The sequence below is a fragment of the Rhizobium sp. WCS2018Hpa-16 genome (assembly GCF_031843705.1).
Lineage (GTDB): Bacteria > Pseudomonadota > Alphaproteobacteria > Rhizobiales > Rhizobiaceae > Agrobacterium > Agrobacterium tumefaciens_C.
On sequence record NZ_JAVTIX010000002.1, the window covers coordinates 676,986 to 693,547 of the forward strand.

17 protein-coding genes are annotated in these 16,562 nt (G+C 57.6%); 8 read left to right on the forward strand and 9 right to left on the reverse strand.

Features of this window, described 5'->3' with window-relative positions:
• Positions 1-13: 13 nt before the first annotated feature.
• The 5 genes from RQI55_RS09340 to RQI55_RS09360 all read left to right on the forward strand — a co-directional run bounded on the left by RQI55_RS09340 (position 14) and on the right by RQI55_RS09360 (position 3,674).
• Positions 14-724 (forward strand): SURF1 family protein, encoded by a 711-nt coding sequence (locus RQI55_RS09340; protein WP_243256994.1) that lies wholly within the window; start codon positions 14-16, stop codon positions 722-724.
• A gap of 29 nt (positions 725-753) precedes the next feature.
• Entirely contained in the window at positions 754-1,800 is a 1,047-nt protein-coding gene (ispH, locus tag RQI55_RS09345; RefSeq protein WP_042618176.1) for a 4-hydroxy-3-methylbut-2-enyl diphosphate reductase, read from the forward strand.
• Positions 1,801-1,839: 39 nt separating this feature from the next.
• Positions 1,840-2,808, forward strand: a complete 969-nt coding sequence (locus RQI55_RS09350; RefSeq protein WP_311272504.1) for a homoserine kinase — start codon at positions 1,840-1,842, stop codon at positions 2,806-2,808.
• Positions 2,805-3,245, forward strand: a complete 441-nt coding sequence (gene rnhA, locus RQI55_RS09355) for a ribonuclease HI (RefSeq protein ID WP_042618178.1) — start codon at positions 2,805-2,807, stop codon at positions 3,243-3,245. Before RQI55_RS09350 ends, rnhA begins: the two co-directional genes overlap by 4 nt.
• Before the next feature lie 120 nt (positions 3,246-3,365).
• Entirely contained in the window at positions 3,366-3,674 is a 309-nt protein-coding gene (locus RQI55_RS09360; protein WP_243256524.1) for a Dabb family protein, read from the forward strand.
• Positions 3,675-3,729: 55 nt separating this feature from the next.
• Here the strand turns inward: RQI55_RS09360 and RQI55_RS09365 are convergent, their stop codons facing one another.
• The 5 genes from RQI55_RS09365 to RQI55_RS09385 all read right to left on the reverse strand — a co-directional run bounded on the left by RQI55_RS09365 (position 3,730) and on the right by RQI55_RS09385 (position 8,018).
• Entirely contained in the window at positions 3,730-4,629 is a 900-nt protein-coding gene (locus RQI55_RS09365) for a metal ABC transporter solute-binding protein, Zn/Mn family (protein WP_409233705.1), read from the reverse strand.
• 17 nt (positions 4,630-4,646) lie between these two features.
• Positions 4,647-5,519 (reverse strand): metal ABC transporter permease, encoded by an 873-nt coding sequence (locus tag RQI55_RS09370; protein ID WP_243256523.1) that lies wholly within the window; start codon positions 5,517-5,519, stop codon positions 4,647-4,649.
• Positions 5,516-6,259 carry an ABC transporter ATP-binding protein gene (locus RQI55_RS09375; RefSeq protein WP_311272505.1) on the reverse strand — a complete coding sequence of 248 codons (744 nt, stop codon included), beginning with the start codon at positions 6,257-6,259 and terminating at the stop codon, positions 5,516-5,518. Before RQI55_RS09375 ends, RQI55_RS09370 begins: the two co-directional genes overlap by 4 nt.
• 345 nt (positions 6,260-6,604) lie before the next feature.
• Positions 6,605-7,090, reverse strand: a complete 486-nt coding sequence (locus tag RQI55_RS09380; protein ID WP_042618183.1) for a peroxiredoxin — start codon at positions 7,088-7,090, stop codon at positions 6,605-6,607.
• Positions 7,091-7,169: 79 nt separating this feature from the next.
• Positions 7,170-8,018 carry a protein-disulfide reductase DsbD domain-containing protein gene (locus RQI55_RS09385; protein WP_311272507.1) on the reverse strand — a complete coding sequence of 283 codons (849 nt, stop codon included), beginning with the start codon at positions 8,016-8,018 and terminating at the stop codon, positions 7,170-7,172.
• A gap of 135 nt (positions 8,019-8,153) precedes the next feature.
• Here RQI55_RS09385 and RQI55_RS09390 point away from each other — a divergent pair, with 135 nt between their 5' ends.
• The 3 genes from RQI55_RS09390 to RQI55_RS09400 all read left to right on the forward strand — a co-directional run bounded on the left by RQI55_RS09390 (position 8,154) and on the right by RQI55_RS09400 (position 10,309).
• The gene (locus RQI55_RS09390; RefSeq protein ID WP_042618432.1) at positions 8,154-8,756 is read left to right on the forward strand and encodes a YqgE/AlgH family protein; all 603 of its coding nucleotides are present in this window, start codon (positions 8,154-8,156) and stop codon (positions 8,754-8,756) included.
• Positions 8,757-8,838: 82 nt separating this feature from the next.
• Positions 8,839-9,030 (forward strand): CsbD family protein, encoded by a 192-nt coding sequence (locus RQI55_RS09395; RefSeq protein ID WP_311272508.1) that lies wholly within the window; start codon positions 8,839-8,841, stop codon positions 9,028-9,030.
• 145 nt (positions 9,031-9,175) lie between these two features.
• Positions 9,176-10,309, forward strand: a complete 1,134-nt coding sequence (locus RQI55_RS09400) for a putative zinc-binding metallopeptidase (RefSeq protein ID WP_311272509.1) — start codon at positions 9,176-9,178, stop codon at positions 10,307-10,309.
• Here RQI55_RS09400 and RQI55_RS09405 read toward each other — a convergent pair.
• From RQI55_RS09405 to thrC, 4 genes are read right to left on the reverse strand one after another with little or no spacing between them, the layout of a single operon-like run.
• Positions 10,288-13,203 (reverse strand): EAL domain-containing protein, encoded by a 2,916-nt coding sequence (locus tag RQI55_RS09405; protein ID WP_409233706.1) that lies wholly within the window; start codon positions 13,201-13,203, stop codon positions 10,288-10,290. The two genes, RQI55_RS09400 and RQI55_RS09405, sit on opposite strands and share 22 nt — an antisense overlap.
• Positions 13,204-13,207: 4 nt before the next feature.
• Entirely contained in the window at positions 13,208-13,798 is a 591-nt protein-coding gene (locus tag RQI55_RS09410; protein WP_243256517.1) for a GNAT family N-acetyltransferase, read from the reverse strand.
• A gap of 49 nt (positions 13,799-13,847) precedes the next feature.
• Positions 13,848-15,143 carry a pitrilysin family protein gene (locus RQI55_RS09415; RefSeq protein ID WP_042618434.1) on the reverse strand — a complete coding sequence of 432 codons (1,296 nt, stop codon included), beginning with the start codon at positions 15,141-15,143 and terminating at the stop codon, positions 13,848-13,850.
• A gap of 16 nt (positions 15,144-15,159) precedes the next feature.
• The gene (gene thrC, locus RQI55_RS09420) at positions 15,160-16,560 is read right to left on the reverse strand and encodes a threonine synthase (protein WP_243256516.1); all 1,401 of its coding nucleotides are present in this window, start codon (positions 16,558-16,560) and stop codon (positions 15,160-15,162) included.
• Positions 16,561-16,562: the final 2 nt, after the last annotated feature.

Below are 16,562 nucleotides of genomic sequence, written 5' to 3' on the forward strand. Positions count from 1 at the left end.
CAGTCATCGTCGCATGTGGTTTGCAGCGCCGCTGGTGCTTCTGGCGCTCGTCCTTTTGCTGGCGCTGGGCACATGGCAGGTCAAGCGCATGTATTGGAAGGAAGGGCTGCTTGCTGATATTCAGCAGCGCACCCAGGCACCACCCCTTCCGCTGGCCGACATCGAAAAGCTGGCAGCATCTGGCGGTGATATAGAATACCGAACCGTGCAACTGTCCGGCACGTTCGATCACACCAAGGAACAACATTTCTTCGCGACCTTCCAGGGCCAGACCGGCTATTATATCTATACGCCGCTGAAGCTGGCCGATGAGCGCACCATCTTCGTCAATCGCGGCTTTGCGCCCTATGACATGAAGGAGCCTGCCACGCGCAAGGAGGGCGAGGTTGCGGGTAGCGTCAATATTGAAGGCCTTGCGCGGTCGCGGCTGGGCTCAAAGCCTTCCAGCCTGCTGCCGGACAATGATCTGGCCAAAAACATCTACTACTGGAAAGACCTGACGGCGATGACGAGCCGTGCGGGCCTAGAGCCGGCGCAAGTCCTGCCGTTTTTTGTGGATGTCAATGCCGCACCCAACCCCGGCGGTTGGCCGAAGGGCGGCGTAACGCTGATTGATCTGCCAAATAATCACCTTCAATATGTGATTACGTGGTACGGATTGGCGCTCGCCCTTGTCATTGTTGTCGGTTTTGCCTATGTCCGGGGCTTGAGAAAATCGGGTTGATGAACAAGCGGGAGGCTTAAGGAGAAGGAATGAATATCGCCGTTTCCAAACCGCCTCTGACGATCAGGCTCTGCGGCCCACGCGGCTTTTGCGCAGGCGTTGATCGCGCCATTCAGATCGTTGTACTGGCATTGAAGGCCTATGGTGCGCCAGTTTATGTCCGCCATGAAATCGTCCATAACCGCTATGTGGTAGAAGGGCTTGAAGCCAAGGGTGCGATTTTCGTCGAGGAGCTGCACGAGATTCCGGCCGAACATCGCCAGCAGCCCGTGGTCTTTTCCGCCCATGGCGTGCCGAAATCCGTGCCGGCGGATGCGCAGGCCAGAAACCTGTTTTATCTGGATGCGACATGTCCATTGGTGTCGAAGGTCCACAAGCAGGCCATGCGCCACCAGCGGCTTGGCCGTCACGTCATCCTGATCGGCCACGCCGGTCATCCTGAAGTCATCGGCACCATGGGACAGCTGCCTGAAGGCACCGTGTCTCTGGTCGAGACCATCGAGGATGCCGCACGCTACGAGCCTGAAGACACGCAAAACCTGGGCTTCGTCACACAGACAACGCTCTCGGTTGACGATACGGCTGGCGTCATCGCCAAGCTTCAGGAACGCTTCCCGGCCATGCAGGCCCCGGCAGCAGACAGTATCTGCTACGCCACCACCAACCGGCAGGATGCGGTGAAACAGGCAGCACCCGGCTGCGATCTTTTCATCGTGGTCGGCGCGCCAAACTCGTCCAATTCCAAGCGTCTGGTTGAAGTTGCCCTTCGTGCTGGTGCCAAACGCTCAGTTCTGGTGCAGCGCGCTGCTGAAATTGATTGGGACGAGATCGGGCCTGTCGAAACGGTTGGGCTATCTGCGGGGGCATCTGCGCCTGAGGTGATCGTGGATGAGATTATCCAGGCCTTCAAGGCACGCTACGATACCACGCTTGATCTGGCGGTGACCGTTGAGGAAACCGAGCATTTTCTGGTCAATAAGGAATTGCGCGAAATCGAGCTGACAACGCAGGATATGGCCTTCGTTAATGGCACCGCCAGCGATGCGTTGCCACCAAAGCCAGCATCGCAGCCTTGATAAGCCAACAATCCATTTTTACGCATAAGAGATCACAAATTGGCAGTCTATACGGATATCAGCGAAGACGATCTGAAGCAGTTCCTGACGGAATATGATGTCGGCGAGCTGACGTCCTATAAGGGCATTGCCGAAGGTGTCGAAAACACGAACTTCCTGTTGCACACCACGCAGGACCCGCTGATCCTGACGCTGTATGAAAAGCGCGTCGAGAAAGCCGACCTGCCGTTTTTCCTCGGCCTCAAGCAGCATCTCTTCGAAAAGGGGCTGTCCTGCCCCCTGCCATTGCCGCGCCATGATGGGGAATTGCTGGGCGAACTGTCCGGTCGCCCCGCCGCGCTCATCTCGTTTCTGGAAGGCATGTGGCTGCGCAAGCCTGAAGCCCGCCATTGCCGCGAAGTTGGCAAGGCGCTGGCGGCCCTGCATCTGGCGGGCGAGGGCTTTGAGCTGAAGCGGCCCAATGCGCTGTCTGTCGAAGGGTGGAAGGTTCTGTGGGAGAAGTCTGAAGCCCGTGCCGATGAGGTCGAGCCCGGCCTGCAGCAGGAAATCCGCACGGATCTTGATTTTCTGGCGGTCCATTGGCCGCAGGATCTGCCAGATGGCGTTATCCATGCCGATCTCTTTCAGGACAATGTCTTTTTCCTGGGCGACGATCTCTCAGGGCTGATCGATTTCTACTTCGCCTGCAATGATATTCTGGCCTATGACGTCTCGATCTGCCTCAATGCCTGGTGCTTTGAGAAGGATGGTGCCTATAACGTCACCAAGGGCAAGGCGCTGCTGGAAGGCTACCAGTCCGTGCGGCCCATGAGCGAGGCGGAACTTACCGCACTGCCATTGCTGGCGCGGGGTTCAGCGCTGCGGTTTTTCCTGACGCGCCTCTATGACTGGCTGACGACGCCGGAAGGCGCGCTCGTGGTCAAGAAGGATCCGCTGGAATATCTGCAAAAGTTGCGCTTCCACCGCACCATTTCCAATGTCGGCGAATATGGTCTGGTTACGCAATGAAGCATGTTGAGATTTACACGGATGGTGCCTGTTCCGGCAATCCCGGCCCAGGCGGCTGGGGGGCGGTTCTGCGTTATGGTGAGACGGAGAAGGAGCTCTGTGGCGGCGAGGCGGAAACGACCAACAACCGCATGGAACTGATGGCCGCCATCTCCTCGCTCAATGCATTGAAATCACCCTGCGAGGTCGATCTCTATACGGACAGCGCCTATGTGAAGGATGGCATTACCAAATGGATTTTCGGCTGGAAGAAAAAAGGCTGGAAAACCGCTGATAACAAGCCCGTCAAGAATGTGGAGCTTTGGCAGGCGCTGGAGCTTGCGCGCGAACGCCACAAGGTCACGCTTCACTGGGTCAAAGGCCATGCCGGGCACCCTGAAAATGAACGCGCCGACGAGCTTGCCAGGAGAGGCATGGAGCCCTTCAAGCGCCGCTAGCCGTGAAGCGAACGCGCGTTCGAACCCCACTGCGTTTCGCACCCACACGCATTCGCACTTGCGCATTGCGCGTGCTCACCTATCTTCCTGCGAAAATACAAACCAGGCGAGGGACATTCCATGATCATGCACTGCGTATTCATACGCTTCAAGTCGGCGACTGCAACGGCTGAAAAGCAGGGCATCTATGAGGCCATCACAGCGCTGAAGGATGTCATCCCCGGCATCACGGATGTGAAATGCGGCCAGAATGTATCCTCAGAGGGCCTCAATGGCGGCTTCATGGATGGCTTCATTGTCACGCTTGATAGCATTGAGGCGCGCGACGAGTATCTGGCCCATCCCCAACATATTGATGTTGGCCAGCGATTGATGGGTCTTGTGGACGGCGGCGCAGCTGGCCTGCTCGTTTTCGACATGGCGACCTGACACATATCGAAAAGGCGCAGACCGATGAGATCTGCGCCCCACTTCATGGGCGTGTTTAGCTTGATTTGTTGATGGCTGCCGCCAACTGTTCGACATTGTAGCGGAACATCTTCTCATAGGTTGGGGCAGGGCCATTGGCTTTGGACAAGGCCTCTACGTAAAGCTCGCCGCCGGGCTTGGCACCCGTGGCCTTTGCCACCTGCTTCACCAGGCGCGGATCGTTCGAGTTTTCAAAGAAATAGGTTTTGACGTTCTCTGATTTGATCTGCTCGATCAGCTTGGCAACACTGCCCGCAGACGCCTCGGTTTCGGTGGAAACACCCAGCGGCGACAGGAACGTGACCTTGTAATCGCGCCCGAAGTAGCCGAAGGCATCATGGCTGGTCAGCACCTTGCGGCGATCTGCCGGAATGGTGTCGAACTTCTCGTGGGCGAATGCATCAAGGCCATCCAGCTTTTTCAGATAGGTATCGGCATTGGCCTTGAAGGCCGCAGCGTCCGCAGGATCTGCCGCTGCCAATGCCGTTTCGATATTCTTTACCCAAACCTTTACGTTGACGGGGCTGTTCCACACATGCGGATCGGTTACGGTCTTGCCGTCCTCTTCCATGCTGCGGGTCGTAATACCCTGCGAAACCGTAACCGGAGTGCTCTTGTAGCCGGAGGCGGAGATCAGCCGGTCCATCCATCCTTCAAGGCCAAGACCGCTGACGAAAACGACATCCGCCGCTTTCAGGTGCTTGGCGTCTGATGGCGAAGGCTCGAATTCATGCGGGTCGCCATCTGGCTTCACGAGGCTGGTCACGGTTACATGCGTGCCGCCCACCTGTTTGACGATATCTGCCAGCACCGTAAACGAGGCGACGGCCTTCAACTCGGCGGCAGAAACGGGGGAGGAGAACGCTAAAAGTGCGGGCAGTGCAGCGGCAGTCATGAGATATTTGCGGGACAACATGGGGTAGTCTCCTGGGGTTAGCCCTTCAGATGAGGGCGGGTGAAATAGCGCCCGGCAAGCCCCGCCGGTGCGGTCAAGATGGAGAGGCCGTAAAGGCAGGTCGCAGCCATGATGATGGTGGGCCCCGAGGCCAGCTCGAAATGGTAGGAAACGACGAGACCGAGATAGCCGGAAACGGCTGCGCTCAAAGCTGCAAGAACCAGCATGGTGGGTAGGTTGCGGGTCCATAATTGCGCGGTAGCCGCTGGCAGCATCATCAGTCCCACTGCCATCAGCGTGCCGAGAGCCTGAAAGCTCGCCACCAGATTGATAACGACGAGCACCAGAAACACGACGTGGTAAAGATGGCCACGCCCGCCGACGGCTCTCAGAAAGCCGGGGTCGAAGCATTCGGTTACCAAAGGACGGTAGATGATGGCGAGAACGACCAGTGTGAGCGAGGTGATGGCGCCGATCTGGTAGAGCGCGGGCGCATCGATTGCGAGGATCGTGCCGAACAGGACATGCAGAAGATCGACATTGGAGCCATGCAGGGAAACGATCAGTACGCCCAGTGCCAGTGAGGCCAGATAGAAGCTCGCGAAACTGGCATCCTCCTGCAACGGCGTGATGCGGCTGACGATGCCCGATAAAAGCGCAACGGAAAGGCCTGCAACCAGCCCGCCGACGCCCATCGCGGTCAGCGACAGGGAACCAGCGATGAGGTAGCCGATGGCGGCGCCCGGCAGAATGGCGTGGCTAAGTGCATCACCCATCAGGCTCATGCGGCGCAGCATCAGAAATACGCCAATGGGGCTGGCACCGGCTGCGAGGCAAAAGCACGCGACCAGCGCGCGCCGCATGAAGCCGTAATCCTGGAATGGAGCGAGAAAGATGTCGTAGGCGGTCATTGTGCAGCCTCGCAAATTTCGCTGTTGTCATCCCATCGTTCGGCCATGGTGCGGGCACGCAGGAGATTGTTGTGCGACATGACCTCCTCTGTAGGCCCCCAGCCAATCAATTCGCGCGCAATCAGCAATGTGTGGGGAAAATGCGCGCGCACCTGCTCGAAATCATGCAAGACGGCAATCACCGTTCTGCCCTCGCCATGCCAGCGCGTAACGATTTCAAGAAGGTCGCGGGTTGTGCGTGCATCGATGGCGGTAAAGGGTTCGTCCAGAAGAATAACCCGCGCATCCTGCATCAGCAGCCGAGCAAAGAGTACCCGCTGAAACTGACCGGCAGACAAAGCGCCGATAGACCGCGCCTCAAAGCCGGAAAGTCCAACCGTCGCCAGCGCCTCTTGAGCCTGTTTCTCGATTGCTCTGCCGATGCTGCCGAAGGCTCCTGCGGTTTTCCACACGCCAAGCGTAACGGTCTCGAGAACAGAGATTGGAAAACGCCGGTTTATCTCGGCTGCTTGCGGCAGGTAGCCAAAATCGGCACGGGTCAAGCTGTGCGCTATACGACCCTCAGCGGCCTTCAGATCGCCGATCATGGCTTTCAGCAGCGTCGATTTGCCCGCGCCATTCGGGCCAGCAATGGCTGTGAGGCTGCCGTCCAGAAACTGGCCGGAAACGTGGTGCACCGCCGGATGGCGATCATAGGCCACGGTCAGATTATCGAGTGTGAGTACCGCAGCCCCGCTCATGACAGCGATGCCGCCCAGCGGATGGCAAGCCAGAGAGGAGCGATCAGGGTGCAAACGAGGATAAGGCGGGTAGCGACGGATTGCCGTAGCAGGCGGTGGAGGGCGAAGTGATCCAGCATTTCATGCTCACGATAATGTTATATAGTAACTGTAATGATATAACAAATGCGGCGGAAAAATGTCCTGACTTTTAGCGTGGTGCGACGTTCCAGATCGGGGGGGCAGGCAACATGGGCTGCTCGGCGGTGTCATGGCACACGCCTGATCGCAAATATGCGAAACGTGGAAAGGACGTCGTTGAAAACATCCCCGGCGCGGGGCCGGGGATGGGTATCCAATAGGCTATTAAAGCTGTTCGATCATGGTCGCTGCAGAGGAGACCGTGGCCTGGCCTGGATTTTCTTCGACGTTCAGAGACTTCACCACGCCGTCTTCAACGAGCATGGAGTAGCGCTTGGAGCGTACGCCGAGCGCGCCTGCGGACAAGTCGATATCAAGGCCGAGCGCCTTGGTGAAAGATGCGTCCCAATCAGCCAGGAAGTGGATTTTGCCCTGTCCGCCAGACGATTGTGCCCATGCACCCATGACATGCCAGTCATTGACGGACACGACGGCAATATCATCCACGCCACGGGCAAGAATGGCATCACGGTTTTCGAGATAGCCAGGCAGGTGGTTAAGCGAGCAGGTCGGTGTGAACGCGCCGGGAACGGCAAAAACGACAACCTTCTTGCCACTGAAAAGCGCGTCGGTGGTGGTTTCAACCGGGCCGTCGGCCGCCTTTTCCTTGAATGTCGCAGAGGGGAGTTTGTCGCCGATTTTGATGGTCATAATATCGCTCCTGTGGCAATGATCCGGCGCGACTATAGTCGATGAATTTACAAAGTCTCCATCGATTTTTGGGTTGTCCTCACGGAGGAAAATCCAGTGGCGCTTCCATGACCTGATCACCGGATTTGACCAGGATCGTCCACTGCTGGCCCTTCGGATTATAGGACTTTGGCAGCCCCTTGATGTTCATGTAAAAGGCCAGCTTACGCTTGTCGCGCACCATGTTCTGCGGCTCGAAATAGGCGTAGCCAGATGGACCGGCCACGAAAATTTCCGTCTCTTTCGGTGCGCCTTCCGGCAGTCGCAACTCCACGCCCAGCAGGGTCTTGTCCGGCGTGATGTGGAAACTCTGGACTTTGAAGTCGTCTGTCGCTGGCATTGGCAAGCTTGTCTTGGCCTCCGCAACAGCCTCGGTTTCTTCCTCGGTTGCGGTCTCGCCCTTGCCCATGTCGATGTCGAAACTCGCCTCGAAGGGAATGCAGATATTCAGGCAAACGCCGATAAATGCCGTGAGGCGCACATTTCCGCTGTCGATGCCCGGTTGAGATTGGAGCTCGAAAGGCAGGGAAACAGGCGCATCATATCCGATATCCTCGATCTCTTCGTTCTTGATGAGCTTTGGCACTGGAAAGGACAGTGATGTGAGGCGCGCCTTGCTCGCATCCTCGAGTGTTATCTTGGGCGGGATGCCCGATTCCCCCGGTTCGCGCCAGTAGGTGATCCAGCCCGGCTTGAGCTCGATCTGCAAAGCCGCCTGAATGCGGCCATCGGCATCGGCGGGCAGACTTACGACCCGCATGCGTCCACCTTCGCTTTGCTGCCACTCCGTAATATCGGCTTTTGCGGTGGCTGGCTGTAATGCCAGTGCAAGCGTGAGAGCAAATAGCGGCAGTGATGCGCGGGCGAAGAGGGAGAGCTTGGCGTTCATGCGTCCGGTCTAACCCAACATCCCCGAAGTGGAAAGTTACGATTTTACGCAGGTTATCATTTTCGGTTGATTGATCCTCGTCTATGCAGCATCTTTGTGGGCACGCCAGCGCATCTCGCACAGGAGGCTACCGCGATGTTTGCCACCCTGATGAACAAGGATGAAACCGGGTTTCTGGAAGGCCATTTTCTCATCGCAATGCCGGGGCTGGAAGGCGGTGTTTTCGAGCGGTCGGTGGTTTATATCTGCGCGCACTCCAGCGCAGGTGCCATGGGCTTCATCATCAACCGCCCACAACAGATCACCTTCACCGATGTGCTGCTGCATCTCAACATGCTGAGCCAGACTGATGCCATCATGCTGCCCGACCAGACGCGGCAGTTCCCCGTCTTGTGCGGCGGACCTGTTGAAGCTGGCAGAGGCTTCGTTCTGCATTCGGATGACTACAGCGGTGATTCCAGCATTCCCGTCAGCGAGGATATTTCCTTGACCTCAACGCTGGATATCGTCCGAGCCATCAGCAGCGGCGAAGGTCCGAAGAAGGCGACCTTGCTTTTGGGATATGCAGGGTGGGGGCCTGGCCAATTGGAGAACGAAATTTCCAGCAATGGCTGGCTGAATTGCCCGGCCTCCGAGGACTTGATCTTTGATCGCTCCCTCAACAACAAATATGAGCGGGCGCTGGGCCTGATGGGCGTTGATCCGCGTATGTTATCCGCTGAAGCCGGTCACGCCTGAGTGCGGGAACAAAATTGTGATCCCAACGTTTTTACCTGCGCAGCCAGCTGAATGTCTGGCTTAGAATTTAGGGAGAAATATTATGGGTAGCACATCCGATAAAATCTCTGGCACGGCCAACGAAGTTGCAGGCAAGGTCAAGCAGGGCCTGGGCAACGCAACCGGCAACGACCAATTGCGCGCCGAAGGTGCTGCGCAGGAAACCAAGGGCAAGATCCAGTCCACTATCGGAAAAGCCAAGGATGCCGTCAAAGGCGCGATTGACCGGGCTTAATTTGCCAGCATTTCAACCCTAGTGTTGAACACTCTATCGATGGGCGCATGTGTTTTCAAAGCACGTGCGCTTTTTCATCGTCAGCATCTCATCACTCAAAGCGGCTCGGCCCCTGGCCCAAAGCCGTCGTTTCCAGGAGCGACCTATGCGCCTATTTTCCTGCGCTGCGTGCGGACAGCCCGTTCATTTCGACAACCGCTCATGCGTCAAATGCGGCCATCGGCTGGTGTTCGTCCCGCAGACACTGACCATGGAAGCCATCGAGCCCGCCGGTGAGCCGAACTGGTCGCTTGTTTCCAATCCGGAAAAGCAGATCCGTTTTTGCGCCAATGAAGTCAACGATATCTGCAACTGGTCGGTACCATCGGACAGTAACAGCAACTTCTGTCCGGCTTGCAGCCATAACCGGCTGGTGCCGGATGCCACCACCGAAGACGGTATCGAACAGTGGCGCAGGCTGAGCCAAGCGCAGCGCCATCTGTTCTATTCGCTGCTGCGGCTAAAGCTGCCGCACCCGAACCGCGATGTTCATCCCAATGGCCTCGTCTTTGACTTTCTGGTGGATGAAGTAGCACCTGATGGTTCGATCATTCCCGCCATGACCGGCCATGACGAAGGGCTGATTGCCATTCGTGCGGCGGAATCGGATGATGCAACGCGCGAGCAGATTCGCAGCAACATGAACGAGCCCTACAGAACGATGCTCGGACATTTCCGCCATGAGGTCGGCCACTTCATTTGGAACATGCTCGTGCGCGACGCCCACCGGCTGGAAGCCTGCCGCGAGGTGTTTGGGGATGAGCGTGCAGACTATGGCGAAGCGCTTAAGCGCAATTACGAGCAGGGGCCACCACCCGGCTGGCAGCAGAATTTTATCAGCGCCTATGCCGCCGTCCATCCATGGGAAGATTTTGCGGAGTGCTTCGCGCACTATCTGCACATCGTCGACACGCTTGAGACGGCTCACGCCTATGGTATCGCCATCGAACCTGAGGGACATGAGGCGCTGGAAACCGAGGTTGCTTTCGACCCCTACAGTGCAAGAAGTGCCAAGCAGCTGGTGACGGCCTGGATACCGCTCACGCTTGCGCTAAATTCGATGCAGCGCAGCATGGGTCTACCAGACCTCTACCCGTTCGTGCTGACGCAGGCTGTTGAAACCAAGCTCGAATTCATGCACCAGCTGTTGCACGAGAGAATACCGGTCGGTCAGCCAGAACTGGCTGATGACGGGTTTCAGCCGATGCAGCAGCAGGATCAGGCTCTCTTGACCACCTGAAAACGCTCCCGAAGCAGCTTCAGCGCTGCGTCGGGCGTATCCGGCGTGCCGAACAGGAAGCTCTGCCCGTAGTGACAATTCATGCGGGCGAGTTCGGCCGCATCCTCAGGCGTCTCGATGCCCTCGGCAACAACCTGCATCTCAAGCGCACGGGCCATGGCGATGATAGAGCGCAGCAGGACGTTGCGCTTGTCACTGGTATTGGCTACCAGCGCCTTGTCGAGCTTGATCGTGTCAAACGGGAAGCGTGTGAGATAGGCCAGCGATGAATAGCCCGTGCCGAAATCATCAAGAGCGAGGCTAAGACCCGTATCCTTCAGCTTTGCCAGCACAAGCCGCGCCTGTTCCGGGTTTTCCATCACGACGGATTCGGTCAGTTCCAGCTTGAGCTGCTTCGGGTTGCAACGGGTTCGCTGCAACATGCTGCGAACGTCGTTGTAAAGCTCGTTGTTCAACAGCTGGGCGCTGGAAATGTTGACCGAAATGAAGATCGGCAACTTGTCGATTGCGTGCTGCCAGTCCATCAGATCAGTCGCGGCACGTTCCAACGCAAACATTCCCAGAGGCTCGATCAGGCCCGAAGCCTCGGCAATCGGTATGAATTCGCTCGGTGGAATGGAACCGCGCTTGGGGTGTTCCCAGCGCATCAAGGCTTCGAAACCTGCCAGATCGCCATTGTCGAGCTTGATGATCGGCTGATAGGCCAGCGACAGTTCCTTGCGCTCGATGGCGCGGCGAAGATCGCTCTCCATTTGCAGCCGGTCTGTGCCAGAGGTGCGGAACGCAGGCCGGAAAGGTTCGACGCGATTTCCACCGGCGCGCTTGGCCCGGTACATGGCAAGCTCGGCATCGCTGAGCAGACCCGCAGCACTTTCCTGCTGGTCGATCCATGAAACGAGGCCGATGGAGGCGGTCAGGACGATTTCGCGATTGGCGAAATTGATCGGCACCATGATGGCCTTGTTCACGGCTTCGGCAAAATCCGCCACGCGCTGTGGATCGCGCTCTGACACAAGGATCAGGCCAAACTCGTCGCCGGAAAGGCGTGCGAGCGTATCCTGTGGCTTCAGCAGACGGCGCAAGCGGCGCGTGAGCGCAATCAGAATATTGTCGCCAGCAGCGATGCCCAGCGTGTCGTTGACCAGCTTGTAGCGGTCGATATCGATGGCCATCACCGTTGGGCGAACCGTCTCGCCTTCGGGCGCAAGGTTCAGGACGGATTGTAGCCGGTCGAGGAAAACCTGACGGTTCGGCAGGCCGGTGAGATTGTCGCTCAACGCATCCTGCAACAGGCGCTCAATGGAGTTCTTCTGCTCGGTAATATCGGTAATGGTGCCGACGCAGCGAATGATTTCGCCATTCGAGCCGAGCACAGGCCGCGCGCGAATTTGCAGCCAGTGGAAGTGGCCATCCTCGGCGCGAATACGAAACTCGTGATTGAGGCGACCCTTGCGGTGGTCCAGCAATACGTCGAGCGTTGCCTTGAAGCGGTCGCGATCATCAGGGTGCAGGCGCGGCAGCCAGTTGCGGGCAGCGCCGTGCATGGTGCCGTGGGCGAGGCCGAGCTTGATCGAAACGTCAGGCGTGGTGACAATGCGGTCGCGGGTCACGTCCCAGTCCCAAACGGTGTCACCGCTACCCGTCAGCGCCAGCGATTGACGCTCCAGATCGGAAAACAGTCCCTGCTGATAGGCGCTGCCGGCGAAGGCATGCTGAATAACGGTAAAGCCGATCAAAAGCACGATCAGAACCAGACCGCCGCCAAGGGCTGGCTGCACAATGTCATTGTCCAACTGCCCGGTCACCGTCAGCCAGCTGCCAAACAGCCACACAAGAATAAGCGCCCATGATGGCACCAGCAGAATGGCGCGGTCGTAGCGATTGAAGCCGAGATAGATAATCAGCACCAATCCCGCCGTCGCCGTCAGCGCAAAGGATAGGCGCGCAATGCCCGACGCAATCGAAGGATCATAGATCGCGACGCCAAACAGCGCGCCCAGTCCAATAATCCACGCGAAGGTCGCGTAGCCCAGATGCGCATGCCATCTGTTCAGGTTGAGATAGGTGAAGAGGAAGACCACGAAACTGGAGGCCAGCGCCACTTCCGCACCGGCGCGCCATATTCGCTCGTCGCTGGAGGTCACGGAAATCAGCTTTTCGAGGAAGCCGAAATCCACGCAGATATAGGCCAGAACCGCCCAGGAAAGTGCTGCGGAGGCGGGCAGAACCGAGGTGCCCTTGACCACGAAGAGAATGGTGAGCAGAACCGCAAGAAGACCGGCAATGCCGAGTACGATGCCACGATAAAGCGTGAACGCATTGATCGTGTCCTTGTAGGCCTCCGGCTCCCACAGATAGATTTGTGGCAATTGCGGTGTCGAGAGTTCAGCCACGAAGGTGATGACCGCGCCCGGGTTCAGCGTGATGCGAAACACATCGGCGTCGGGGCTTGGCTGCCGGTCGAGCGCAAAGCCTTCACTGGGCGTAATGGCGATGATGCGCTGTGAACCAAGATCCGGCCAGAACAGCTTGGAATTCACAAGACGAAAATGCGGCGCCACGATAACGCGCTCAAGCTGCTCTTCAGACACATTGGCAAGCGCAAACACCGCCCAATCACCCTGGTGGGCGGGGGAGGAGGCGCGAACTTCGATGCGACGGCGGATGCCATCGGGACCGGGCGCGGTGGACACCTGAAAGGCTTCACCCTGATTGGCGTGAATATCGGTTGTCGCCGTCAGATCCAGCGCCGTGTCGTCTCTGGAAATCTTCACCGGCTCGAAAGCATGCGCTTGAGCGGCGAACAAGATGCAGACAAGGGTCAGCAGGGGCGTAAAGCGCGCTGCGGTCACAAGACGTCTGACGAAGTGCGACGCAAGGCTCATATATCTCATCAATCTACTGCGTCCCGCCGGGATTTTGCTTGTCGGTGATGAGGGAGAACATGAGGTGATCCCGCCATTCGCCGTTTATTTTCAGATATTCCCGCAAGAGACCTTCTCGCTGAAATCCGGCATTTTCAAGCAGCCGTATGCTTTTGAAGTTCTCTGGAATACAGGCTGCCTCAATACGGTGCAACTCAAGTCCGTTGAAGATGTAGGGTATTACCAGCTTTAATGCGGCAGACATATGGCCTTGGGCCGCATAGGCCTCACCCATCCAGTAGCCAACCATGCAGCTTTGCGCCGCACCGCGCCTGATATAGCCGATCGTTATGCCGCCTAAAAGCGTCTGTTGGTTGTTGAAAAGTAGCAGGGAAACGGCCAATCCGGACGAAAATTCCTGTGCATTGCGCGTCACCCGCACGCGGTACGAGCTTTCAGTCAGCTCGTCGCTGCGCCAGGTTGGCTCCCATGGCTGGAGGAACTGCCGGCTTTCCGAACGCAGCTTATACCATTGCCGGTAATCGGAATTACGCGGCAGTCTCAGCAGGTAGTCGGCATTGCGAAGTTCCGGCGCGTCGCTGTTGCGGGAAAGAAAACGCAGCATGTAAGGTCAGACCTCATCCAATCGCCACGGTTCCTTAGCCCTTCGGGCGTTAGCCGTTTGCCATTTTGACGGACGGCGTCGCGGAAAGCTCTGCCGTGATATCCGAAAGCGGCAGCAGGTTTTCCAGCGGGCCGATGGCGGATAATGTCGGAACTGTATCGAAAAACAGTCGTCCCGCAAGATCGGTCAAGCGTGTCGTGGTGATATCGCCGAGACGCTGCATCATTTCATCATTGGGGATCGGGCGACCATAGAGCATCATCTGCCGCGCAACCTGTCCAGCGCGTGCGGCAGGGCTTTCCTGACCCATCAGCAACTGCGCGCGAATCTGTGCGCGGGCGCGGTCGATTTCTTCCTGATGAATGGCCTGAGACGACTTGCGCAACTCTTCCAGAATGACCGGAACCAGTTCCGGCAGATCGTTGCTGCCGGTTGCGGCATGAATGCCGAAAATGCCGGTATCGGAAAAACCCCAGTGGAAGGCATAGACCGAATAGCACAGGCCGCGATATTCACGCACTTCCTGGAACAGCCGCGAAGACATGCCGCCGCCCAGAATATTGGCCAGAATCTGCGAGCAGTAGAAATCGCGGGCGTGATAGGCCTTGCCTTCAAAGCCGAGAAGCACCTGCGCGTCCATGAGGTCGCGCGTTTCGCGGATTTCACCGCCGGTGTAGATGGCTTTTTCCATGACCGGCGTGGTCGCAGGCATTTGCGGCAGGCTGGCAAAGCGCTGCTCTACCTGCTTCACGAAACTGTCATGGTCCACGGCACCCGCAGCCACCACAAAGATGCGGTCAGTGGTGTAATTGCGGGACAGATAATTGCGGATCTGGCCGGTGGTGAAGGACTGAACCGTATCGGGCGTGCCGAGAATGGGGCGGCCAATGGTCTGGTCGCGGAAGGCAACGCCGGAAAAATTATCGAACAGCACATCGTCAGGCGTGTCGGTCGCAGCGCCGATTTCCTGAAGAATGACGTTCTTCTCGCGTTCCAACTCTGCCTCATCAAAGGCCGATTCCGTCAGAATGTCGGCAAGGATATCGACGGCCAGAGGAACGTGATCTTTCAGAACACGCGCGTAATAGGAGGTTGTTTCGGTCGATGTGGCGGCGTTGACCTCGCCGCCGACATTCTCGATTTCCTCGGCAATCTGGCGGGCTGTGCGCCTCGCCGTACCCTTGAAAGCCATATGTTCGAGAAGATGGGCAATGCCATGCTCATCATCGGTCTCGTTACGGGATCCTGATTTGATCCACACCCCGAGCGCGACGCTTTCGAGATGCGGCATTTTCTCAGTAACAACCGTCAACCCAGACGAAAGCCGGGTTACATTTACACTCATATCACGTCTTTCCGCGTCACTGACCGCTGGCGCGAGCATGTTTGCCGATGTAGGTTTCAACGGCGTCCAGCTCAGCATCCAGAATGTCGAAACGCTCCTCCCGGTTCATCAAATCTGACAACCATAGTGGAAGCGCGGGATCGATTGCGCAAGCGGATTTTACAGCAGCAGGAAATTTTGCTGGGTGCGCGGTGGAAAGCGTGACCATCGGAGTGCCTGATTTCTCATGCTTTTTAGCCACGAAAACAGCGGACGCCGTGTGGGGATCCAGAAGGTATCCGCTTTCGGCAAGCGTGTCCTTGATGGTGTCGGCAACCTGTTTTTCGGTGGCGCGACCGGCACGGAAATCCTTCTTTATGAACTTCATCGCCTTTTCGGAGATATCGAAAGCACCTGATTGCTTAAGGCCGTCCATGGAGCGTTTGACAGCGCCGGAATCGCGACCATAGGCTTCAAACAGAAGACGCTCGAAGTTCGAGGAAATCTGGATGTCCATGGATGGCGATGTCGTGGCATGCACGCCGCGCATTTCGTAGCGACCGGTTTTCAGCGTGCGTGCCAGAATGTCGTTGTCGTTGGTCGCAATCACCAGCTTGTCGATGGGGAGGCCCATCTGCTTGGCAACATAGCCCGCGAAAATATCACCGAAATTGCCTGTCGGCACCGTGAACGAGATTTTGCGATCCGGCGCGCCCAGCGAAAGTGCTGCGGTGAAATAATAGACGACCTGCGCCATGATGCGCGCCCAGTTGATGGAGTTCACGCCGGATAGCTTGACGCTGTCACGGAACTTGCCATCGTTGAACATCTCTTTTACGAGGTTCTGGCAATCATCGAAATTGCCGTGGATGGCCATGGCGTGCACGTTGGATGCGGTGGAGCTGGTCATCTGGCGCTGCTGCACCGGCGATACCTTGCCATTCGGGAACAGAATGAAGATGTCCGTGCGGTCGCGGCCCGCAAAGGCATCGATGGCCGCGCCACCGGTATCGCCAGATGTCGCGCCGACGATGGTTGCGCGTTCGTTGCGCTGGGTCAGCGTGTAATCCATCAGGCGGGCAATGAGCTGCATCGCCACGTCCTTGAAGGCGAGCGTCGTGCCGTGGAAAAGCTCCAGAATGAAGGAGTTGGGGCCGGTCTGTACCAGAGGGGCGACGGCTGGATGACGGAAGGTGGCATAGGCATCGTCAATCATCGCGCGGAATGTATCGGCTGGAATTTCGCGGCCGGTAAAGCGGTAGAGCACTTCAAAGGCAATCTCCTGATAGGATTTGCCGCGCAGCCCACGAATTTCTTTCTTGGACATTGTCGGCCATTCGCGCGGGACATAAAGCCCACCGTCGCGTGCCAGACCCGCAAGAAGCGCGTCGGAAAAACCAAGCGATGGGGCGCTGCCCCTGGTCGATACATATTCCACGA